This is a genomic window from Microvirga sp. BSC39, from assembly GCF_000739015.1.
GTDB lineage: Bacteria > Pseudomonadota > Alphaproteobacteria > Rhizobiales > Beijerinckiaceae > Microvirga.
Genome location: NZ_JPUG01000046.1, coordinates 36856 through 57790, shown reverse-complemented (window position 1 = coordinate 57790; position 20935 = coordinate 36856). Strand labels below are relative to the sequence as shown.

The 20935-nt window shown below is 64.0% G+C and carries 21 protein-coding genes; 16 read left to right on the top strand and 5 right to left on the bottom strand.

Annotated features, from left to right (window positions below; translation table 11 throughout):
• Positions 1-6 precede the first annotated feature (6 nt).
• Positions 7-1110, bottom strand: coding sequence for a cobalt-precorrin-5B (C(1))-methyltransferase (locus MA07_RS05785; protein WP_036347942.1), 1104 nt, complete (start codon positions 1108-1110; stop codon positions 7-9).
• A 68-nt stretch (positions 1111-1178) separates the two neighbouring features.
• On the opposite strand from MA07_RS05785, the gene cobA reads away from it, so the two are divergent.
• Both cobA and MA07_RS05775 read left to right on the top strand, forming a co-directional pair.
• Positions 1179-1973, top strand: a complete 795-nt coding sequence (cobA, locus tag MA07_RS05780; protein WP_036347941.1) for a uroporphyrinogen-III C-methyltransferase — start codon at positions 1179-1181, stop codon at positions 1971-1973.
• Positions 1970-3292: a cobyrinate a,c-diamide synthase gene (locus MA07_RS05775; protein ID WP_036347940.1), complete on the top strand. Its 1323-nt coding sequence runs from the start codon at positions 1970-1972 to the stop codon at positions 3290-3292. Before cobA ends, MA07_RS05775 begins: the two co-directional genes overlap by 4 nt.
• 12 nt (positions 3293-3304) lie before the next feature.
• Here the strand turns inward: MA07_RS05775 and MA07_RS05770 are convergent, their stop codons facing one another.
• Positions 3305-3679 (bottom strand): response regulator, encoded by a 375-nt coding sequence (locus tag MA07_RS05770; RefSeq protein WP_052002876.1) that lies wholly within the window; start codon positions 3677-3679, stop codon positions 3305-3307.
• A 224-nt stretch (positions 3680-3903) separates the two neighbouring features.
• Between MA07_RS05770 and MA07_RS05765 the strand changes: the two genes are divergently transcribed.
• The 11 genes from MA07_RS05765 to MA07_RS05720 all read left to right on the top strand — a co-directional run bounded on the left by MA07_RS05765 (position 3904) and on the right by MA07_RS05720 (position 15481).
• On the top strand, positions 3904-5427 hold the full coding sequence (locus tag MA07_RS05765; RefSeq protein ID WP_052002875.1) for a histidine kinase dimerization/phosphoacceptor domain -containing protein: 1524 nt from the start codon (positions 3904-3906) through the stop codon (positions 5425-5427).
• 55 nt (positions 5428-5482) lie between these two features.
• A complete protein-coding gene (locus MA07_RS30005) occupies positions 5483-5650 on the top strand; it encodes a hypothetical protein (RefSeq protein WP_160195393.1) in 168 nt (55 codons plus the stop codon).
• 325 nt (positions 5651-5975) lie between these two features.
• A complete protein-coding gene (locus MA07_RS05760) occupies positions 5976-6179 on the top strand; it encodes a hypothetical protein (RefSeq protein ID WP_036347939.1) in 204 nt (67 codons plus the stop codon).
• A gap of 317 nt (positions 6180-6496) precedes the next feature.
• Positions 6497-8416: an AMP-binding protein gene (locus MA07_RS05755; protein WP_052002879.1), complete on the top strand. Its 1920-nt coding sequence runs from the start codon at positions 6497-6499 to the stop codon at positions 8414-8416.
• The gene (locus tag MA07_RS05750; protein WP_036347937.1) at positions 8413-9213 is read left to right on the top strand and encodes an ABC transporter ATP-binding protein; all 801 of its coding nucleotides are present in this window, start codon (positions 8413-8415) and stop codon (positions 9211-9213) included. The genes MA07_RS05755 and MA07_RS05750 overlap by 4 nt, the downstream gene beginning before the upstream one ends.
• A gap of 9 nt (positions 9214-9222) precedes the next feature.
• Complete coding sequence (locus MA07_RS05745) at positions 9223-10179, top strand: branched-chain amino acid ABC transporter permease (protein ID WP_200879326.1); 957 nt, start codon at positions 9223-9225, stop codon at positions 10177-10179.
• 13 nt (positions 10180-10192) lie between these two features.
• A complete protein-coding gene (locus MA07_RS05740) occupies positions 10193-11278 on the top strand; it encodes a branched-chain amino acid ABC transporter permease (protein WP_036347936.1) in 1086 nt (361 codons plus the stop codon).
• Positions 11279-11355: 77 nt separating this feature from the next.
• Positions 11356-12678 (top strand): ABC transporter substrate-binding protein, encoded by a 1323-nt coding sequence (locus MA07_RS05735; protein ID WP_036347935.1) that lies wholly within the window; start codon positions 11356-11358, stop codon positions 12676-12678.
• A 151-nt stretch (positions 12679-12829) separates the two neighbouring features.
• Positions 12830-13660 carry an ABC transporter ATP-binding protein gene (locus MA07_RS05730; protein WP_036347934.1) on the top strand — a complete coding sequence of 277 codons (831 nt, stop codon included), beginning with the start codon at positions 12830-12832 and terminating at the stop codon, positions 13658-13660.
• Between the two features lie 105 nt (positions 13661-13765).
• Positions 13766-14155, top strand: a complete 390-nt coding sequence (locus MA07_RS05725) for a DUF805 domain-containing protein (protein ID WP_036347933.1) — start codon at positions 13766-13768, stop codon at positions 14153-14155.
• A 93-nt stretch (positions 14156-14248) separates the two neighbouring features.
• On the top strand, positions 14249-15481 hold the full coding sequence (locus MA07_RS05720; RefSeq protein WP_036347932.1) for an AMP-binding protein: 1233 nt from the start codon (positions 14249-14251) through the stop codon (positions 15479-15481).
• 476 nt (positions 15482-15957) lie between these two features.
• Here the strand turns inward: MA07_RS05720 and MA07_RS05715 are convergent, their stop codons facing one another.
• The 3 genes from MA07_RS05715 to MA07_RS05705 form a co-directional block, all read right to left on the bottom strand.
• Complete coding sequence (locus tag MA07_RS05715) at positions 15958-16695, bottom strand: porin family protein (RefSeq protein WP_052002874.1); 738 nt, start codon at positions 16693-16695, stop codon at positions 15958-15960.
• Between the two features lie 366 nt (positions 16696-17061).
• Complete coding sequence (locus MA07_RS05710) at positions 17062-17511, bottom strand: sigma factor-like helix-turn-helix DNA-binding protein (protein WP_036347930.1); 450 nt, start codon at positions 17509-17511, stop codon at positions 17062-17064.
• Positions 17512-17627: 116 nt separating this feature from the next.
• A complete protein-coding gene (locus MA07_RS05705) occupies positions 17628-18356 on the bottom strand; it encodes a pentapeptide repeat-containing protein (protein WP_052002873.1) in 729 nt (242 codons plus the stop codon).
• Positions 18357-18564: 208 nt separating this feature from the next.
• Here MA07_RS05705 and MA07_RS29495 point away from each other — a divergent pair, with 208 nt between their 5' ends.
• The 3 genes from MA07_RS29495 (at position 18565) to MA07_RS05695 (ending at position 20792) form a co-directional block, all read left to right on the top strand.
• The gene (locus MA07_RS29495) at positions 18565-18789 is read left to right on the top strand and encodes a hypothetical protein (RefSeq protein ID WP_152568746.1); all 225 of its coding nucleotides are present in this window, start codon (positions 18565-18567) and stop codon (positions 18787-18789) included.
• Between the two features lie 140 nt (positions 18790-18929).
• Positions 18930-19604, top strand: a complete 675-nt coding sequence (locus MA07_RS05700; RefSeq protein ID WP_036347929.1) for a Crp/Fnr family transcriptional regulator — start codon at positions 18930-18932, stop codon at positions 19602-19604.
• Between the two features lie 147 nt (positions 19605-19751).
• Positions 19752-20792: a Fe(3+) ABC transporter substrate-binding protein gene (locus tag MA07_RS05695; RefSeq protein WP_200879325.1), complete on the top strand. Its 1041-nt coding sequence runs from the start codon at positions 19752-19754 to the stop codon at positions 20790-20792.
• Positions 20793-20935: the final 143 nt, after the last annotated feature.

Sequence of the window (20935 nt, the reverse complement as noted above, 5' to 3'; positions counted from 1 at the left end):
GCGGTTTCAGGCCACCGGATGGAACGGCACGCGGCCCACGAGGTGGCCGTTACGATCGAACACGATGATCTCAAGCGCAATCTCGGCACCGCGCAGGGCCTTGGAAGCCGTCTGCCATGCATGTTGCGCCACCATTTCGGCCAGCGGAAGGCTGAGGCGCTTGGCCCTCTCCAGCACTTCGAGCGCCGTGTTGGCGCCACGCGCCTGCTCCGCGACGACGGGCTCGGCACCGGCTTCGAGCAGGCGTTCGGACAACCATGCGAGATCGACCGCGCCGGAGCGCGAATGCAGGTCGAGCAGGCCCTGACCGAGCTTGGTCATCTTGGCGAAACCGCCCGCGATGGTGACCTTCGGAACCGGGTTGCGGCGCAGGTATTTCAGCATGCCGCCGGCGAAATCGCCCATATCGATGAGCGCATGGTCCGGCAGGTTGTAGAGCGCCTGCACGGCCTTCTCGGAGGTCGAGCCCGTGGCCCCCGCCACATGGTCGAGCCCACCGGCGCGGGCGACATCGATGCCGCGATAGATGCTGTGAATCCACGCCGCGCAGGAATAGGGCACCACCACGCCGGTGGTGCCGAGGATCGACAGGCCGCCCAGAATGCCGAGGCGCGGGTTGAGGGTCTTCTGGGCAATGGCCTCGCCGCCGGGAATGGAGATCTCCACCGCGATGTCCGTCGGCCCACCGATGCTTCGCGCCGCCTCGTCCAGGTTGTCGCGGATCATCTGGCGCGGCACCGGGTTGATGGCGGGCTCACCCGGCGGCAGGGGAAGGCCCGCGCGGGTGACGGTGCCGACGCCCTCGCCGGCCCGGAAGGTCACGCCGGAACCCGGCTCGCCGGCCCGGACGGTTGCGATCACCAGGGCGCCATGGGTCACGTCCGGATCGTCGCCCGCATCCTTCACGATACCGACGCGCATGCCGCTTTCGATCGTCTCGGCGAGGGCGAGGGAAAAGGCGGGCCTTGCGCCGCCCGGCAAGACGATCTCGACGGGATCGGGGCAATCGCCCGTCTGCCATCCCAGATACGCCGCCTTGGCCGCCGCCGTGGCGCAGGCGCCCGTGGTCCAGCCACGGCGCAAGGTTCCGGCGGGTTTGCTCTCGTCCATAAGCCCTCTTACAACGTCCCCATGAATTCCAACAGCCACATTGCCGCCGGTTGGTTCCGGAGGTCTGCATGACCGCCCTCTCCCGCCTCACGCCGCCTTTCGCGCCCGGCACGGTCTGGCTCGTCGGCGCAGGTCCTGGCGATCCCGGCCTGCTCACGATCCATGCCCTGAACGCCCTCGCGAAGGCGGATGTCATCGTCTACGACGCCCTCGTCGATCCCGCCGTCCTGTCCTTTGCCCGCGAGGGGGCTGCCCTGGAATTCGCCGGCAAGCGCGGCGGCAAGCCCTCGGCGGTTCAGCGGGACATCTGCGAACGGCTGATCCAGCTCGCCCGCGAGGGCAAGCGGGTGCTGCGGCTCAAGGGCGGCGACCCCTTCATCTTCGGGCGCGGGGGCGAGGAAGCGCTCGCGCTGTCCGAGGCGGGCATTCCCTTCCGCATCATTCCGGGCGTGTCGAGCGGGCTTGCTTCGCTGGCCATGCATGGCGTGCCGGCGACCATGCGCAAGACGAACCACGCGGTGATCCTGGCCACCGGGCACCCTGCCCCGGATGCGGAGATCGAATGGGCGTCGCTGGCCCGCACCGGCGCGCCGATCGTGCTCTACATGGCGGTGTCGAACCTGCCCTCCATCGTGCAGGGCCTCATGGAGGGCGGGCTTGCCAGCGACACGCCGGCGCTCGTGGTCCATGGCGCGACGACGGCCAAGGAAAGCGTGGTCGAGGGAACGCTCGCGACCCTGCCGAAGCTCGCCGTGGACGGGCTCATCCGCTCGCCCGCCATCGTGGCCATCGGGGCCATCGCGGCCTTCCGCTCGGCCATCGCCAATCACCTGCTCGAATTCGGCAGCGAGGCGGCCCAGTGAGCCTCGGCCCGGGCCTGCTCGTCGCTGCACCCCGTTCGGGATCGGGCAAGACGACCATCGTGCTCGGCCTTCAGCGGGCGCTGACGCGACGCGGCCTCAACGTGCGCGGCGTGAAATGCGGCCCCGATTACATCGACCCGGCGTTTCACGCAGCCGCCACCGGCACCCCGAGCTTCAATCTCGACAGCTTCGCCATGAGCGCGCCCCTGCTCGGCTCGATCGCATCGCAGGCTGCCGGCAATGCAGACCTCGTGATAGCCGAAGGCTCCATGGGTCTCTTCGACGGCATCCGCCACGAGATCGGCCGCACGGGCGCGAGCGCCGACATTGCGGCCCTGTTCGGCTGGCCGGTGATTCTTGTGCTGGATGTGTCGGGACACGCGCAATCGGCCGCCGCCGTAGCACTCGGCTGCGCCCGCTTCGATCCGCGCATCAATGTGGTCGGCGTGGTGCTGAACAAGGTCGCGAGCGACCGGCACCGCAGGCTGGTGGAGGACGGAATGGCCCGCATCGGCCTGCCCGTTCTCGGCGCACTCGTACGCAACGCGGACTTGGCCCTGCCGGAGCGCCACCTCGGTCTTGTCCAGGCAGGCGAGACGGAGGAGCTCGACGCGCGACTGGAGCGCCTGGCGGACGCGGTGGAGGACGCCGTCGATCTCAACCGGCTCATGGCCTTGGCCCGCCCGACGCAGCTCGCCAGCCCTGATGACGTGATCCCCCTGCCCCCGCCGGGCCAGCGGGTCGCGCTGGCGTCGGACCAGGCCTTCTCCTTCGTCTACCCGCATGTACTCGCCGGCTGGCGCAAGGCGGGTGCGGAGATCGTCACCTTCTCGCCGCTCGCCGACGAGGCTCCGCCTTCGGATTGCGACGTCTGCTGGCTGCCGGGGGGATATCCGGAGCTTCACGCTGCGCGCATTGCAGACGCCAGTCGCTTTCTCGAAGGCCTGCGGAGCTTTGCAGAGAGCCGGCCGGTTCACGGGGAATGCGGCGGCTACATGGTCTTAGGCATGTCCGTTGAGGATGGTGAAGGCCATGCCCACGCCATGGCGGGCCTCCTGCCGGTCGAGACAAGCTACGCCAAGCGCAAGATGCATCTCGGCTACCGGGTCGCGGATCTCCTCCACGACGGCGTGCTTGGACAAGCCGGCGCGCGCCTTGTCGGCCATGAGTTCCACTATGCCTCCGTCACGCAACGCGACAGGTCGGCGGAAACGGCTTTCGCTAAAATTGCGGACGCAGAGGGCAGCGACCTCGGCACCGCCGGCCATCGCAGGGGTCTCGTGACGGGGAGCTTCTTCCACACCATCGCGACCCGCTGACGGTGTGATCCCTCAAACGCTCACGCTGCGGCAGGCGCGCTGAATTTCACCCACGAGACGGCCGGGCTGCACGGGCTTCTGAAGCACGACGATGTCGGGATGGCGGTCGCCCACGCCCGAGGGCAGCCCTGCGCTGCCGGTATAGACCACGACGCCGACCTTCCGGGCACGCAGGGATTCCAGCACAGGCGTCACGTCCCCATCGCTCAGGTTGACATCGAGCACCGCCGCATCGATGGCCTGGTCGGCCTTGACGGTCTGCCTCGCCTCTCGCAGCGACCCGACGGGACCGATCACCTCCCCCTCGGCCCGCTCGATCAGGTCGCTGATGTCGGTTGCAATGGCAGGATCGTCTTCGACCACGAGAACACGCAAGCCATTCAACATCCCGGTCTCCTCGGTTGCAGGACAAGGGCTTTAGATCGAGTCAATTCGCCATGTCGGCGGCTGTTCCGGCTGCCGGACGAGGGGCAGCCATGTGCCTGAGGACGAGCCTGGGGAACAGAGCTTCGCAAATGCACGTTTCGACAGGTTAGCGTTTTCACATCATGTCATGAGTCCGGCTTGTGAGCAGCAGCCCATCACCGTTCAGAGGAGCCGAACTCCTCCCCATGTCGAACCGATCCGAGGAATTGGCATACCGGCTCCGGCAGCAGGAGGTTCTGGCGGGCTTCGGCCTCTTCGCCCTGCAGGCAACGGACCTCGATGCCCTTCTGCAGGAGGCCTGCAGGGTCAGTGCTGCCGGATTGGGAAGCGAGCTGGCGAAAGTGCTCGAATACCGCCTGGATGACGACGAGTTCCTGCTGCGGGCCGGCGTCGGATGGCGGCCCGGCGTGGTCGGGCATGCGCGCGCCGGGGCCGACCTGGGCTCGGCAGCCGGCTATGCGTTCCGCACCGGTGAAGCCGTCCTGTCCAGCCATCTCGGAGCCGCCGCTGCCGAGGGCGAGGACCGGTTCCGCGCCTCTCAGGTCATGATCGAGCACGGCGTCCGTCGCGCCATCAACGCGCCGATCCGCGGACGCGACTGGTCCTTCGGCGTGCTTGAAGTCGACAGTCCGCAGGAGAGCAAGTTCACCCAGGCCGACCTCGCGTTCCTGCAGGGTGTGGCCAATATCCTGGGCGTCGCCATGGAGCGCGTCAGGGTCGAGCAGGCGGTGCAGGAGAGCGAGGAGAGCTTTCGCACCCTGGCCAACTCCATCCCGCAGCTCGCCTGGATGGCCGACGCTTCCGGCTCGATCTATTGGTACAACCAGCGCATTTTCGACTACACGGGCCTGGGTTTCGAAGAGATCAAGGGGTGGGGCTGGCGCTCCCTGCATCACCCCGACCACGTGGAGCGGGTGGTGGAGCGCATCCGCCGCTCCTTCGAGACGGGCGAGCCGTGGGAGGATACCTTTCCGCTCCGCGGTCAGGATGGTTCCTACCGCTGGTTCCTCTCCCGTGCCCTGCCGATCCGCGACAGCGCCGGCCGGATCCTGCGCTGGTTCGGCACCAACACCGATGTGACCGAGCAGCGGGAGGCGGAGGAACGAAACCAGCTGATGACCCAGGAGGTCAGCCACCGGGTCAAGAACTCCCTGGCCCTGGTGGCGAGCCTGCTCGGGCTTCAATCCCGCTCGACCACCAACCCCGAGGCGCGGCAGGCCCTGGAGGATGCCTATGCGCGGGTGCAGACCATCGCGCAGATCCATGATCGGCTCTGGCGGCAATACGACGCGCAGAGCGTCGACCTGTGCGGCTTCCTCAACGACCTCTGTCACAAGCTGCAGGAAACAGCCATGGAACACCGGCTTGAGTTTCATGGCCATACGGTCATGATCACGACCGATCGGGCGATTTCGCTAGGCTTGTTGCTCAACGAGATCGTCACCAATGCATTCAAATACGCCTATCCTGAAGGGGGCGGCGGACCTGTCGAGGTGCGTCTCTCGGCGAGCGGCGGGGAGCTTCGGCTGGAGGTGGCGGATCAGGGCGTCGGCCTCCCGGCCGATTTCGAATTCTCAAAGCATCGTCGGAGCCTTGGATCACGCCTGATCGTGAACATTGCCCGACAGCTGCAGGCTCAGGTGGAACCGAGCGCGAACTCCCCCTCAGGGGCACGTTTCACGGTGACCATGCCGGTCGAACCGAGCTGACGGGTGAACCTCCTGAAGGGGTGGGAGTTGAACAGAACCCAACAAGGAGACCACCATGCGCCTGAAACTGATCCTGCCCCTGGCCGCCCTCCTCGCGCTGTCCGCCTGCGGCGACGATGGTCCGGACCAGACCGGAAGCACGGACAATAACAACCAGCCGGCCACGACGACGCCCGCCAATCCCGCCGCTCCGAGCCGCCCGGCCGGACCGCCTGCGCAGTAAGCCGACGCCTGTTTTTATAGTCTGAAACTCCCCCGAGGCGGCGACGCTGAACGTGCGCCTCGGCCTTATCCCACGCTCTTGCGCTCACAAGCTCTTCGCACTCTCCTGACCTACGTCATGTCCGGAACAGGGACGGCATCATGCCGCGGCAGGGCCTCGACGAGGAAATCGTCATCCTTTTGCCGCAGCCGTGGTTCTTGATCCGGCGAAAGCGTGGAAGGAAGCAAGCGGACAATCAAGCTTGGCAGCTCCATTCCGGAGAGCGCATGGCGCTCCCGCCGGGACCCAAGCTCCTGTCCTTGCGTCGAGGATCGTGGAGGCGCCCATGAGAGAGGCATTCCATATCGGACAGCTTGTCCGCATCAGCAGGCCCGCCGCGGGCTATGCGGATCACCGCACCTATTGCATCGTCTGCCTTGTGTCGAAGACGGGCGGACACGCGGTTTACCGGGTCAAGAACACGGTGGGGATCGAGCGCCTCGTCAGATCCGACGAGATCGAGCCGGCGGCTCTCACAGCCGTCCCGTAGAAAGAGCGTCCGAATCCCCGATGGGTCACTCGGCCCGCCGGAGATCGATCTCCGGCGGCGTATTAGCCCATGGTAGCGGGTGACGGCACCTTGCCCTCCCCGGACTGGCGCGACAGAATGCTTCCCTAACGACGCCCAAAATGGGCAGCCGGCAACAAGACCGGCAGGTGCATGCGTCGGCACGGCCATGCATCAAGAGGGAACGTAGCCATACCGCGCCATGAGACGCGCGGGTGCCAGGGAGGTTGACGTCTTTGACGGCAGCAGCAGATGCGCGCGCGGACACATTCCCAAAACTGCTCGTGCGCAATGCGCGCATGCGCCCGAACCGCACGGCGTTTCGGCACAAGGACCTGGGCATCTGGCAATCCTGGACATGGGCCGAGGTGCACGAGATCGTGCGCGCCTACGCCAGCGGGCTGCAGGCCCTCGGGCTGAAGCGTGGCGGCAAGATCGCCATCATCGGCTATAATCGCCCCTATCTCTACTGGAGCATCGCCGCCGCCCAATGGATCGGCGCGATCCCGATCCCGGTCTATGCCGATTCCGTCGCGGACGAGATGGCCTATGTGCTGGCTCATGCGGAGGTCACTCACGCAGCCGTGCAGGACCAGGAGCAGGTCGACAAGCTTCTCTCCGTGTCGGAGCAACTGCCCCAGCTTCAGCATGTGCTCTATGACGAGCAGAAGGGCCTGAGGGATTACGATCACGGCCACCTCCACTCCATCGAATCCGTCGTGGAGGAAGGCCGTGCGCGGCTCAAGGATGCCCAGGAGGCGGAAGCCGTCGAGCGCGCCCTGCAGGATGGCAAAGGCGCGGATCTCGCCATCATTCTCTACACCTCCGGAACCACGGGCCGCCCCAAGGGGGTGATGCTCACCTCGGACGCGGTGATCGCGGCGGCCGAGATCGGCTGTGATTTCGACAAGCTCGACGAGAGCGACGAGATCATGGCCTATCTGCCGATCGCCTGGGTGGGCGACCACATCTTCTCCTATGCGCAGGCGTTTCTCGCCGGGCTCTGCGTGAACTGCCCCGAAAGCCCTGAGACGGTGGCGGACGACCGCCGCGAGATCGGCGCCACTTACGTCTTCGCCCCCCCGCGCATCTTCGAGAGCATGCTGACGCTCACCATGGTGCGCATCGAGGATGCGAGCGCCTTGAAGCGGCGCATGTTCCACTACTTCATCAACCACGCCAACAAGGTCGGCGAGAGGATCCTGAACCGGGAGCCGGGCGTCGGCGCCTGGGACCGCCTGCTCTGGAAGCTCGGCAACGTGCTCGTCTATGCGCCGCTGCGCAACCGCTTCGGCATGACGCGCGTGAAGGTGGGCTACACGGCGGGCGAAGCCATCGGGCCCGAGATCTTCCGCTTCTATCGCTCCATCGGGGTGAACCTGAAGCAGCTCTACGGGCAGACGGAAGCGAGCGTCTACATCACCATGCAGCCCGACGGCGAAATCCGCGCCGACACGGTGGGTCGCCCTGCCCCCCAGGTGGAGATCCGCATCGCCGACAACGGCGAGGTGCTCTACCGCTCGCCCGGCATCTTCGTGGGCTACTACAAGGACGACGAGAAGACCGCCGAGACGAAGACACCCGACGGCTTCGTGCATTCGGGCGATGCCGGCTTCTTCGACCAGAACGGCCACCTCAAGATCATCGACCGCGCCAAGGACGTGGGCAAGATGCGCGACGGCGCGCTCTTCCCGCCGAAATACGTCGAGAACAAGCTGAAGTTCTATCCCAATATCAAGGAAGCGGTCTGCTTCGGCGACGGCCGGGATTATGTTGCCGCCTTCATCAACATCGACCTCGTGGCGGTGAGCAACTGGGCCGAGCGGAACGGCGTCACCTACGCGTCCTATCAGGAGCTCGCCGGCCATCCGCGTGTGTACGACATGATCGAGAAGCACGTGGACGAGGTGAATCGCTCTCTCGCCTCCGAGCCGCGGATGGGAGGCGCACAGATCAAGCGCTTCCTGATCCTGCACAAGGAGCTCGATGCCGACGACGGCGAACTCACGCGCACGCAGAAGGTGCGCCGCGGCTTCATCGCCGACCGTTACGCCCCCCTTATCCAGGCACTCTACGACGGCTCCGCCGAGGCCGACATCTCGACGGAAGTCACCTTCGAGGACGGTCGCAAGGGCGTCATCTCCGCACGCGTCAAGATCAAGGACATGACGCTCTATCCGGCCGAACACTCCACGCCCCTTCCGGAGGCCGCAGAATGAGAGCGCCCGACAATCCGGTCTTCGCCAAGGGCGACGTGCTGCTCGCCGTTGATAACGTCTCCCTGGGCTTCGGCGGCGTGAAGGCGCTCACCGACGTGTCCTTCGACATCCGCAAGAGCGAGATCCGCGCCATAATCGGACCCAACGGCGCCGGCAAGACATCGATGCTCAACTGCATCAACGGCTTCTACTACCCGACCGAGGGACGCATCACCTTCAAGGGCGTGAAGCGCCCCAAGATGCGGCCCTACGAGGCGGCGCGCGGCGGCATCGCCCGCACCTTCCAGAACGTGGCCCTCTTCAAGAGCATGTCGACGCTCGACAACATCATGGCCGGCCGGTCGATCAAGATGCGGTCGAACTTCTTCTGGCAGCTCTTCCGCCATGGCCCGGCCATGAAGGAAGAGGTGGAGCATCGCCGCTTCGTGGAGGAGATCATCGACTTCCTCGAGATCCAGCACATCCGCAAGACGCCCGTGGGACGCCTTCCCTATGGCCTGCAGAAGCGGGTCGAGCTCGGGCGCGCGCTCTCCATGGAGCCGGAGCTTCTGCTCCTCGACGAGCCCATGGCCGGCATGAATCTCGAGGAGAAGGAGGACATGTCGCGCTTCATTCTCGAAGTGAACCAGCAATACGGCACCACCATCGCGCTCATCGAGCACGACATGGGCGTGGTGATGGACCTCTCCGACCGGGTCGTGGTGCTGGAATACGGGCGCAAGATCGCCGACGGAACGCCGCAGGAGGTCAAGGGCGATCAGCGCGTGATCGATGCCTATCTCGGCGTGGCGCATTGAGGACGGGCGATGGACATTCTCTATAAGGTTTTCATCGAGCCCTTCGTGTTCATGGGCGAGGCGCCGGATCTTCTGATCCAGACCCTCTGGGAGGGGCTCGTCTCCGGCGTGCTCTATGCGCTGATCGCGCTGGGCTTCGTGCTCATCTTCAAAGCCTCGGGCGTGTTCAACTTCGCGCAAGGGATCATGGTCGTGTTCGCGGCCCTGACCCTCGTGGGGCTCTACGAGAGAGGCGTTCCGGCCTTTCTGGCCCTGATCCTCGCAGTGCTCGTGATGCTCGTTCTCGCGGTCGTGGTGGAGCGGGTGGTGCTGCGGCCACTCGTCAACCAGCCCGACATCATCCTGTTCATGGCGACCTTCGGGCTCACCTATTTCCTCATCGGCTTCGGCGAGCTCATCTTCGGCGGCAATCCGAAGGAAATGATCACCGACGCGCTGTTCCTGCCCCAGGGAACCTCGGAGGTGGACATGCTGGGCGGGATGGTGCGCTTCCAGCACCTCGACATCGCGGCGGCCATCATCGCCTCGATCATGATCGGCCTGCTGGCGGTGTTCTTCTCCAAGACCCGCATCGGCCGGGCGCTGCGCGCGGTAGCGGACAGCCACAAGGCGGCGCTTTCGGTCGGCATCTCGCTCAACCAGATCTGGGTCATCGTGTGGTTTGCCGCCGGCATCGTGGCGCTGGTGGCGGGCATCATGTGGGGCGCGCGCTCCGGCGTGTCCTTCTCGCTCCAGATCATCGCCTTGAAGGCCCTGCCGGTCCTCATCCTCGGCGGCTTCACGTCCATCCCCGGTGCCATCATCGGCGGGCTCATCATCGGCGTGGGCGAGAAGATCGGCGAGTTCTACTGGGGCCCGCTCGTGGGCGGCGGCATCGAGACGTGGCTCGCCTACGTGATCGCCCTGCTCTTCCTGCTCTACAGGCCGCAGGGGCTGTTCGGCGAGAAGATCATCGAACGGATTTGAGAGGGATCATTCAGTGCTCTACCGTGAGGCCGGCCAGTTCAAGACCAACTACGTCGCGGACAGCGCGATCTTTCCCCTGCGCCAAGACAGGCTCGGGCTCGGTCTCATCATCGTGGCCGCCTACGCGCTGGCTTTCATGGGAAGCGACTTCCTCCTCCAGGCGGTGCTGATCCCGTTCCTGGTGTTCTCGCTCGCGTCCATCGGGCTCAACATCCTCACGGGCTATACGGGCCTGCTGTCGCTCGGCACCGGCGCCTTCATGGGCGTGGGCGCCTATGCCTGCTACAAGCTGATGACGGCCTTTCCGGGGGTGAACGTCATCGTCTGGATCTTCGTGTCCGGCTTTTTCTCCGCCGCCATCGGGGCTCTGTTCGGCCTGCCTTCCTTGCGCATCAAGGGCTTCTATCTGGCGGTCGCGACGCTCGCCGCGCAGTTCTTCCTGCAATGGTGCTTCATCCGCATTCCGTGGCTGGTGAACTACAACGTCTCGGGCGCCCTCGAGGCGCCCCTGCGCACCCTGTTCGGCATTCCCATCGTCGGAGCGACCGCCACGCCGCAGACGCGCTATCTCGTGGTGCTGACCATCGTCATCGTGCTCACCTGGCTTGCCTCGAACCTCGTGCACGGCCGCATCGGACGCATGTGGATCGCCATCCGCGACATGGATCTCGCGGCGGAACTCATGGGCATCCGCCCCCTGCAAACGAAGCTCCTGGCCTTTGCCGTGTCGTCCTACTATTGCGGCGTTGCCGGCGCGCTCCTCGTGTTCCTCTGGTATGGCGGCGCCGAATACGACGTGTTCAACATCAACCAGTCGTTCTTCATCCTGTTCATGGTGATCATCGGCGGCCTGGGCAGCCTCATCGGCTCGTTCTTCGGCGCGGCGCTCATCTTCATCCTGCCGATCGTGCTCGGCATCGTGCTGCCGGCGATGATGTCGCCCTTCGGCATCTCGGTGGGCGCGGATGTGATCGAGCATCTGCGCTTCATGATCGTGGGCGCTCTCATCATCTTCTTCCTGATCGTCGAACCGCACGGCCTCGCGCGGCTCTGGCAGATCGGCAAACAGAAGCTCCTGGTCTGGCCGTTCCCCTACTGACGGTGGGCTGCAAGGAGACGAACAAGACGGAACAAGAACTCGGCCTTTCAGCCGATACAACGGGAGGAAACGCAAAAATGTCGTTTCGCAAATTTGGTCTTGGATTAGTCGCCGCGACCCTGCTCGCCGGCACCGCGCTGCCGGCCTTCGCACAGGACTCGGTCTATGTTCCCCTCTTCACCTACCGCACCGGCGCCTTCGCCGGATCCGGCATTCCCATCGCCGACGGCATGCATGACTACCTGCAGATGCTGAACGAGCGTGACGGCGGCATCGGCGGCGTGAAGCTCGTGCTCGAAGAATGCGAGACCGGCTACGACACAAAGAAAGGTGTCGAATGCTACGAGTCCGTGAAGGGCAAGAACCCGGTCATCGTGAACCCGTGGTCCACCGGCATCACCCTGCCGCTGATCCCGCGCGCCTCCGTGGACAAGATCCCGATCCTGTCCATGGCCTACGGCCTCTCGGCCTCGGCCCGCGGCGACATCTTCCCGTGGATCTTCAACCCGCCGGCCACCTACTGGGACGGCATGTCGATGATCGTGAAATACATCGGCGAAAAGGAAGGCGGGCTCGAGAAGCTGAAGGGCAAGAAGCTCGGCTTCCTGCATCTGGACGCCGCCTTCGGCAAGGAGCCAATCCCGCTGCTGCAGGAACTCGCCAAGCAGTACGGCTTCGAGGTGGCACTCTACCCTGTTGCTGCCCAGGACATGCAGAACCAGTCCTCGCAGTGGCTGAGCGTGCGCCGCGACCGTCCCGACTACATGGTCATGTGGGGCTGGGGCGCCATGAACGGCGCAGCCGTGAAGGAAGCGGTCCGCTCGGGCTATCCGATGGACAAGTTCTATTCTGTCTGGTGGCCGGGTGAGGACGATGCCCGTGCGGGCGGTGCAGGCGCCAAGGGCTTCAAGATGCTGAATTGGCATGCCGTGGGCGCGGATCTCCCTGCCCTGAAGGACATCCAGAAGCACGTGGTCGACAAGGGCCTCTCCAAGGCGCCGAAGGACAAGGTCGGCGAGCTCCTCTACAATCGCGGCATCTACAACTCGCTGCTGATCGCCGAAGGCATCGCCCAGGCCCAAAAGGTCACCGGCAAGAAGGTCGTGACCGGCGAGGACGTGCGCCGCGGCATGGAGAACATCAAGCTCGATCCGGTCCGTCTCAAGGAGCTGGGGCTTGAGGGCTTCACGGACCCGATGACCCTCACCTGCACGGACCACAACAGCCACAGTGCGGCCTTCATGCAGGAATGGGACGGCTCAAAGTGGGTGAAGATTTCCGAGCCCATCAAGCCGATGACCGAGCAGGTCCGCGCCCAGCTCGACGCCGCAGCAAAGGACTACGCCGACAAGAACCCCGGCTGGCCCAAGCGATCCGAGCGTTGCGACAACCAGAGCTAAGGCCACAGCCCCTCTCCCGCTTTGCGGGAGAGGGTTTCCCAGGTGCCAACTTGGGGCGGGAGCGGGAAACGTTCGATCTTCGGCAGTCCTTCTCCCGCCTCAAGCCGTTCCCGCCCTCTCCTGCGACTAAGGAGAGGACCAGGAGATTGTCATGACCGCCGCCCTCCAGCCCGCTCCTGCCCAAACCGTCCTCACGGTCAACAACATCGAGGTCGTCTACGACCACGTGATCCTCGTGCTGAAGGGCGTCTCGCTCACCGTGCCCAAGGGCGGCATCGTGGCGCTCCTCGGCGCGAACGGCGCCGGCAAGACGACGACGCTCAAGGCGATCTCCAACCTGCTGCATGCCGAGCGCGGCGAGGTCACCAAGGGCTCGATCGAGTTCAAGGGCGAGCGCGTCGACAAGCTCTCGCCGAACGAACTCGTCCGGCGCGGCTGCATCCAGGTGCTGGAGGGCCGCCACTGCTTCGGCCATCTCACCATCGAGGAGAACCTGCTCACCGGCGCCTTCACGCGCAAGGACGGCAATGCCGCCATCCGGCGCGACATCGAGGCGATCTACGAATACTTCCCGCGCCTCAAACAGCGGCGCACCTCCATGGCGGGCTACACCTCCGGCGGCGAGCAGCAGATGTGCGCCATCGGCCGGGCCATGATGTCCAAGCCCTCGATGATCCTGCTGGACGAGCCCTCCATGGGTCTCGCGCCGCAGATCGTGGAGGAGATCTTCGAGATCGTGCGCAAGCTCAACGCAACGGAGGGTGTCTCCTTCCTGCTTGCGGAGCAGAACACCAACATGGCGCTCAAATACGCCACCTACGGCTACATCCTCGAAACCGGCCGCGTGGTGATGGACGGGCCTGCGAAGATGCTGCGCGAGAACGAGGACGTGAAGGAATTCTACCTCGGTGTATCGGAAGGCGACCGCAAGTCGTTCCGTGCAGTGAAAAGCTACAAGCGGCGCAAGCGCTGGCTGGCCTGACACGAGGATGTGCCGAACCGCACTTGACGCTACGTCATAGCTTTTCCTACGGTCCGTTCCCGTGAGCGATGAACAGCTCGCGTCATTCCTTACTGGGGGCATTCAATGGACTTCGCACAAGCAATCAGAACCGGTCTCAACAAATACGCCACCTTCACGGGTCGGGCCCAGCGTTCGGAGTACTGGTACTTCTTCCTGTTCCTGATGATCACGAACATCGTCGCGAGCGTCCTGGACTCGGTGATCTTCGGCGACATCCCGGTTCTCTACCTCATCGCCACGCTGGCTCTCATTATCCCCAGCATTGCTGCGGGCGTGCGCCGCCTGCACGATACGGACAAGTCGGGCTGGTGGCTGCTGCTGGGATTCATCCCATTGGTCGGCGCCATCGTGCTGATCGTGTTCTTCTGCCAGCGCGGCACCGTTGGGCCCAATCAGTTCGGACCGGATCCGCTGCAGGCGTCGATCGCCAACGCGCATATGGCCCGCGCCTGATACTCTGTCTGCGCCAACACGCGAGTGGAGAGATCATCGGACGGCTCCGACGATCTCTCCGAAACAGCATCCAATTGAACGAGGGATACGCTCTTGGCAGATCACTATGATCCTCTCGAAACCCGTGATCCCTCAGAGCGCGAGGCGTCGCTCTTCGCGCGGCTGCCGGAGATCCTGAGGCAGGCCATGCACTCGCCGGCCTATGCCGAGCGTCTGCAGGGGATCGATCCTGCCGCTATTACAAGCCGTGGGGCTCTGGCGACCTTGCCCGTGCTGCGCAAGGCCGAACTGCCGGGCCTGCAGAAGGCCGCCCTTCCCTTCGGTGGCTTCGTGGGCGAGGCGCCAGGATCGTTCGGGCGCCTCTTCACCTCGCCCGGTCCGATATTCGAGCCTGAGCCCGCTGTCGCTGACCCATGGCGTTCCGCGCGCGGGCTGTTCGCGGCCGGGTTCCGGCGTGGCGACGTGGTGCTCAACACCTTCAGCTATCATCTCACCCCCGGCGGCTTCATCATGGATTCCGGCGCGCGGGCCCTGGGCTGCGCCGTCATTCCGGCCGGGCCCGGCAACACCGAGCAGCAGTTCGAGCTGATCGAAGCCTATCGCCCGGTGGCCTATTGCGGCACGCCGGACTTTCTCAAGATCCTGCTCGACGGCGCTGCGGCATCGGGACGGGACGTCTCCTCCATCAGGCGCGCGCTCGTGTCGGGGGCGGCCTTTCCAAAATCCCTGCAGGAGGAGTTCTCCGCAAAGGGCATCGAGGCCTATCAGGCCTATGCCACGGCGGATCTCGGCTTCATTGCCCATGAGACCTCCGCCCGCGAAGGGCTCGTGGTGAACGAGGACATCATCGTCGAGATCGTCCGGCCAGGCACCGGCGATCCGGTTCCGGAGGGCGAGGTCGGCGAGATCGTCGTCACCACTCTCGACCCGCACCACCCCTTCATCCGCCTGGCCCTCGGCGACCTAACAGCCATCATGGCGGGACCCAGCCCCTGCGGGCGCACGAACATGCGGATCAAGGGCTGGATGGGCCGGGCCGATCAGGCCACCAAGGTCAAGGGCATGTTCGTGCGCCCCGAGCAAGTGGCGGAGATCGGCCGCAGGCATCCGGAACTGGGCCGCCTGCGCCTGATCGTGACCCGCGAGGGCGAAACGGACGTGATGACCCTGGCGGCGGAAACGGTCACGCCGAGCGACGACCTTGCCGCCGCTCTCGGCGCGACGTTGCTCAGCGTCGCGAAGCTGAAGGGTACCGTGACTTTCGCCTCGCCTGGAAGTCTCCCGAACGACGGGAAGGTCATTGCCGACGAGCGCAGATACGATTGAGCCGCCTTGCTTTCATCCTGGCAATCCGGCTTTGCGTGAATGCAATGACAGCCAAGCTTACATGCCTTGAACGCCTGACTCGCAGTTCATAATCTCAAGCTAGACAGTGATTCGGAAAATCGTGAAAAGATGAGGAATCACAAAAAGAAAGAGCACCCCGAAGGGTGCTCTAAGGTGTCCGGCCGTAGGGGCAAAAATGACCGGAGATGCCTAATAACGCAGGCACCGAAAGTTAGTTCCAAATTTTTTTGAAAAATTTTCGCGCCGGGACAACGCCTCAATGAGGTCACGTTTTCCGGGTCTAGAGCTGAGCTTCCCGTGGGGGCAACTACGGGCCGGGGCCGCGACCACAGATCCTTCAAGGACGGGTCGCGGCTATTCCCCTCTTCAGCACCCGTTCCTACCCGTTGGCCGGTTCAGGGAACGAGAGTAGGCCCGGGACATCCCGGGCCTGATTGGCATGGGCCAGATCGGCCTCAGAACGTGCCGAACTTGAAGTTCAGCTTGGCCCGGGCGATGAAGAAATCGTTCTCATTGTCCCCTCCGGTAGGAGCGACGACCGGAATGGCTGCTCCTCCGCCGGCCGGCGTGAAGGTTCCGACCACGCCATTGAAGTCGTCATCGTCCTCATCGAAGCTGAGCCACAGGCCCTCGATACCGAAGGTGACCGCCGAGGAGCCGAACCAGTTCACGGGCAGAGCCCACTCCACGCCACCGCCTGCAACCCACCCGGTGGTGTCCTCCGAATAGGCAAGACCACCTGTGGCGTAGATCAGGACGCGGTCGAACGCCACGCCTGCGCGGGCACGGACGGTGCCGAACCAATCCGACAGATTGTTGTCGAACTCACCGGGCACGAAGGTGCCGGGAGCACCGGCCGGAAAGAACCTGACGTCCTCGCCCTCATCGGTGTCCGCCCACTGGATGTCGGTCTCGACGCCGATCACGAAGGACCCGATCTGATAGTTGTAGCCAATCTGGGCGCCGCCGGTGAATCCACCATCTCCATTGTCCGGGAAGACCAGCGTCCCCGGGGTAGCGCCGCCGAGGACGACGGTCTCTTCATCATCACTGCGCCAGCCCCAGCCGGCGTTCGCGCCGCCGTAGAAACCGCTCCAAGTGAAGATCGGGGCCGCCGCAACGAAGGGAACCGGAGGCGGTGCTGCGCGGGCCGGGAGGTCCGCAGCGGAGGCAGCGGCTGCAGCAAGCGTCACGCTCGCAACCCCTGTCAGGAGGCTAAGTACGCACTTTCTCATGACCGTAACCCCTTGGTGTGAGGAACCACGGGCAAAACTTACGCCTCTTGCGCAAGGGAAGGCTATGGCAAACCAGCAACACCTGAGCAAACGTCGAGTATTCAAATGGCAAAAAAGTAGTACCACCTTTGTAATTAAGAATATTATCTATAGATCCTGAAAATAAGTCTCTTAATAATTTATTGAAACTTGATTGACATTGCTGTTCGCGGATGCCCTAATATCTATGTTTTCGGCTTGACAACCGAAGGCGAGGAGATCACTCAACCCTGCCCCACCGGGCGGGGTTTTTTCTGGAAAGCCGCCTTTGGCGTTCCGGTCGGGCTAGAGATCGCCCAGCAACAATTGAGCCTGACGGCCTGTCTTCGCGCTCGGGCGCTTCTTGTCCGGAGACGCAGCAGCCCGAATGTCGCGCCTCTCAGCGCGCTTGCGCCCATCCGGATTGGCCATCCGCGCCTTCGCCTTGTCTCTTGCGATGGCTTCGGGGGCCGCCGGGTTGTCATCCAGCCACTTGCCGCGCTTGATCACCTCGTTGACGCGGCCCTGGTTGACGCCGAGCTGGAAGGCGATCTCCTGCTGGGTCATCTCCGTCGTCGCATGGAGCTCCAGGATGTGCCTGGCGAGTTCCGGTGTCATCTTGCGCCCGGCGATGCGTCGCGCAGGCGTCACTGAACGCTTGGTCCGGTCCCGATCCCGCAGCTTCTGCAGGATGGCGAGGGCCATGTGCATTCCCTGCTCGCGCAGGGCATCCTCGAATTCCTTGAGCGTGGTCAAATCGAACGCACTCCTTCAGAGACAAGGAAGACGAACAGGCACCCGGCTTCCAACCCGAACGTCCTCCACCGAGTCAACGGCCACGCTCAGGCTTGGTTTCAGCAACGGCCGGGCGATCAGTCCTCCTCTTCCTTGCAGGGCCAGGATTTCGGTTGGGAAAGGCCGTCCGGAAGCTTGGTCTGCGCCGTGCCGCAGGCAATATCGACCTGGGACTGGGTCAGGCCAACCGCGCGGCTCAGATCCGAGCCGCCGATCTGAGCCAGGAACATGTAGGTCCCGGTGAAGTTCGCCCCCTGAAGGTCAAGCCCGGTGAGGCGCGCACGGGACAGATTGGAGTAGCTGAAATCCACCCCCGTCACCCTGGCGCTCTGAAAGAGCACGCGGGCGAGTTCCGCCTTGGCCAGGTTTGCCCCTGTCAGATCCGCGCCGCTGAAGTCCGACCGGTTCAGCTCGGCCTTGTTGAAGTTCGCTCCCGCGGCTTTGGCCTGGGCAAAGTTGGAGCGGCTCATATCGGACGAGACGAACACGGTTCCGATGAGAGTGGCCTGCCCGAAATTGGCGCGCCAGCCGAGGGCCTTGGTGAAGTCGGCGCGGGACAGATCCGCCCCCTCGAAGCGGGTGCGGCTCACTTCGGTCTCAGCCAGATTGGCTCCTGCCATCTTGGAGGATGCGAAGTCGCTCAACGTCAGCAGGGAGCGCTGGAAGATCGTTCCGGTCAGATCCTCTCCGGTGAGGACGAGGCGGGCCTTGGAGCATCCGGACCAGTCGGCACCCGGACCCGGCGCGTCCTGGCACTTGGCCGCGGCAGGCGCTGCCCAGAGGGCAAGGAGGATCAGGCCTCCCATAATCCGGCTCCCCGCCCCCACCGCTAACGATGACGTCCGAATCTGCACGAACTCACGGTCCTCCATCGGGCCCTCTCAAGGCTATGATTGATAACTAGGCTTCGCGCCTGCGCCGAGGAGGCCCAAGCTGCAACTTTCCTGGATCGTGCAAGACTCGACTTCCCTTACGTATGGTCTAGCTTTTGCATCGATTCTTGTGGAGCCGCATATGCGTACCATCGCCACCATTTCCGCACTCCTTCTCGCCGGGTCTACCCTGGGCGGCTGTGTTGCCTCCACAGGCCCCGTCGGCGTTCTGCCTCGTGACCCTGTTCCGCCCCCGCCGTCCATCTCCGGCCAGGCACCACGGGCCAACGCCAGCCAGACCACTCGCACGGCGACCCAGCGCCGGACCCTGAGCGTGCCGGGCCAAGCCGCCTCTCCCCGTTCCTGATCCTGTGGGCGGCAACTCGCGGCCCTGTGGAGAACACCCCTTCTTTAGAGCCTTCGATGCTGCGCCAATGCGTAGCTGGCGCAGATTCCTATTCCGATGATATATGCCCTAACGGGATATGAGAATGCGGGTGGGATTCCATGACTTGGTCCATAACTTGGGTTGAGGCCATCGGCTGGCTGGGCGCAGCCCTTGCCATCACGGGCTGCGCGATGAAGACGATCATCCCGCTGCGTTGCATCGGGATCGCGGCCAACATCTGCTCCCTGATCGTCGCCGCCTATCTGCACAACATTCCGGGCGTCGTGGCCAATCTGATCCTGCTGCCGATCAACAGCGTGCGACTCTACCAGATGCTCGGCCTGATCAAGCGCGTGAAGCAGGCCTCCAAGAGCGATCTCTCCATGGAGTGGCTCAAGCCCTTCATGACCCGCCGCAAGACGAAGGCCGGCGAGGTGCTGTTCGCCAAGGGCGACGTCGCCACCTGCATGTTCTACACGATCTCCGGGCGCTACCGCCTGAAGGAGATGGGCATCGAGCTGGTTCAGGGCCAGGTGGTCGGCGAGATGGGCTTTCTCTCTCCGGACAACACCCGCACCCAGACCCTGGAATGCATCGAGGCCGGCGAAGTGCTGAGCATCTCCTATGACGAGGTGCGCCAGCTCTATTTCCAGAATCCTCAGTTCGGCTTCTATTTCCTGCGCCTCGCCAGCGAGCGGCTGTTCGCCAACATGGAACGGATGGAAGAGGAGATCGCCCGCCTTCGCACCGCCATGCCTGAGGTCGAGACGGTCCGGAAAGCCGCATCAGCTTAGAAGAATTATAAGGAATTGTCAGTTTAGAATTCTTATAAGTTATTGATTTTTATCCGCTTTTTGATTGACCGCAAAGTGCGGTCGTGGTTCTTGCAGCATTATTGGGATACGGCACCACGCCGCCCACAATCAATTCTGAAGGAACTCATGATGGCGAACATCTCGTTTGCGCGCGGTCTGCTCTGCGGGGCGGCTGCTCTTGGTGCCCTGGCCGGTTCGGGCTTTTCCGCCTCGGCCGAGGAAGTGCTGAACATCTACACCACCCGCGAGCCCGGCCTGATCAAGCCGGTCCTTGATGAGTTCGCCAAAGAGACCGGCATCAAGGTCAACACGATCTTCATCAACAACGGCCTTGAGGAGCGCATTCGCACCGAGGGCGCGAACAGCCCGGCCGACGTGATCATCACGGTCGATATCGGCCGCCTGGCAGCCGCCAAGGATTACGGCGTCACTCAAGCCGTGAAGTCGGAAGCCCTCGAGAAGGTCATTCCGGCGGCCTATCGCGATCCGGAGGGCCACTGGTTCGGCATCGCCCTGCGCGGCCGCGTGGTCTACGCCTCGAAGGAGCGCGTGAAGCAGGACAAGATCACCTACGAGGAGCTCGCCGATCCCAAGTGGAAGGGCAAGGTCTGCATCCGCTCGGGCCAGCACCTCTACAACATCAGCCTGATCGCCGCGATGATCGCCCACAAGGGCGAGGCGAAGGCCGAGGAGTGGCTGAAGGGCGTGAAGGCGAACCTCGCCAAGAAGCCCTCGGGCGGCGACCGCGAGCAGGCCAAGGACATCCTGGCCGGCGTCTGCGACATTGCCGTCGGTAACACCTACTACGTCTCGCTCATGCTGAACGGCAAGGACGAGGAGCAGAAGAAGTGGGGTGAGGCGATCAACGTGATCCTCCCGACCTTCGAAGGCGGCGGCACCCACGTGAACGTCTCCGGCCTCGCTCTGGCCAAGAACGCCCCGAACAAGGCCAACGCCGTGAAGTTCATGGAGTACATGGTCTCGGACGCGTCCCAGCAGATCCACGCCGAAGCCAACTCCGAGTATCCGGTGAAGGCGGGCATCAAGATCCACCCGACCATCGCGTCCTTCGGTGAGCTCAAGGCCGACAACGTGCAGATCTCCGAGATCGCCAAGCTCCGCAAGAAAGCCAGCGAGCTGGTCGACAAGGTTGGCTTCGACCAATAAGACATTGGACGGCTCCAGCGCATCGTGCGAAAAAGTGGATCCGGTTTTTCGCGCCGTACGATGCACTTCTAAGGGAGTGAGCATCGGCTGGATCCCAAAAGTGCCTTCCACTTTTGGGGCCGATGCTCTAAGCCGCCCTCTCC

Excerpts from the sequence above, each read along its gene's own strand:
- MA07_RS05785 (WP_036347942.1), bottom strand. The coding sequence starts at position 1,110 with ATGGACGAGAGCAAACCCGCCGGAACCTTGCGCCGTGGCTGGACCACG.
- cobA (WP_036347941.1), top strand. The coding sequence starts at position 1,179 with ATGACCGCCCTCTCCCGCCTCACGCCGCCTTTCGCGCCCGGCACGGTC.
- MA07_RS05770 (WP_052002876.1), bottom strand. The coding sequence starts at position 3,679 with ATGTTGAATGGCTTGCGTGTTCTCGTGGTCGAAGACGATCCTGCCATT.
- MA07_RS05765 (WP_052002875.1), top strand. The coding sequence starts at position 3,904 with ATGTCGAACCGATCCGAGGAATTGGCATACCGGCTCCGGCAGCAGGAG.
- MA07_RS30005 (WP_160195393.1), top strand. The coding sequence starts at position 5,483 with ATGCGCCTGAAACTGATCCTGCCCCTGGCCGCCCTCCTCGCGCTGTCC.
- MA07_RS05760 (WP_036347939.1), top strand. The coding sequence starts at position 5,976 with ATGAGAGAGGCATTCCATATCGGACAGCTTGTCCGCATCAGCAGGCCC.
- MA07_RS05755 (WP_052002879.1), top strand. The coding sequence starts at position 6,497 with ATGCGCCCGAACCGCACGGCGTTTCGGCACAAGGACCTGGGCATCTGG.
- MA07_RS05750 (WP_036347937.1), top strand. The coding sequence starts at position 8,413 with ATGAGAGCGCCCGACAATCCGGTCTTCGCCAAGGGCGACGTGCTGCTC.
- MA07_RS05745 (WP_200879326.1), top strand. The coding sequence starts at position 9,223 with ATGGACATTCTCTATAAGGTTTTCATCGAGCCCTTCGTGTTCATGGGC.
- MA07_RS05735 (WP_036347935.1), top strand. The coding sequence starts at position 11,356 with ATGTCGTTTCGCAAATTTGGTCTTGGATTAGTCGCCGCGACCCTGCTC.
- MA07_RS05730 (WP_036347934.1), top strand. The coding sequence starts at position 12,830 with ATGACCGCCGCCCTCCAGCCCGCTCCTGCCCAAACCGTCCTCACGGTC.
- MA07_RS05725 (WP_036347933.1), top strand. The coding sequence starts at position 13,766 with ATGGACTTCGCACAAGCAATCAGAACCGGTCTCAACAAATACGCCACC.
- MA07_RS05705 (WP_052002873.1), bottom strand. The coding sequence starts at position 18,356 with ATGGGAGGCCTGATCCTCCTTGCCCTCTGGGCAGCGCCTGCCGCGGCC.
- MA07_RS29495 (WP_152568746.1), top strand. The coding sequence starts at position 18,565 with ATGCGTACCATCGCCACCATTTCCGCACTCCTTCTCGCCGGGTCTACC.
- MA07_RS05700 (WP_036347929.1), top strand. The coding sequence starts at position 18,930 with ATGACTTGGTCCATAACTTGGGTTGAGGCCATCGGCTGGCTGGGCGCA.
- MA07_RS05695 (WP_200879325.1), top strand. The coding sequence starts at position 19,752 with ATGATGGCGAACATCTCGTTTGCGCGCGGTCTGCTCTGCGGGGCGGCT.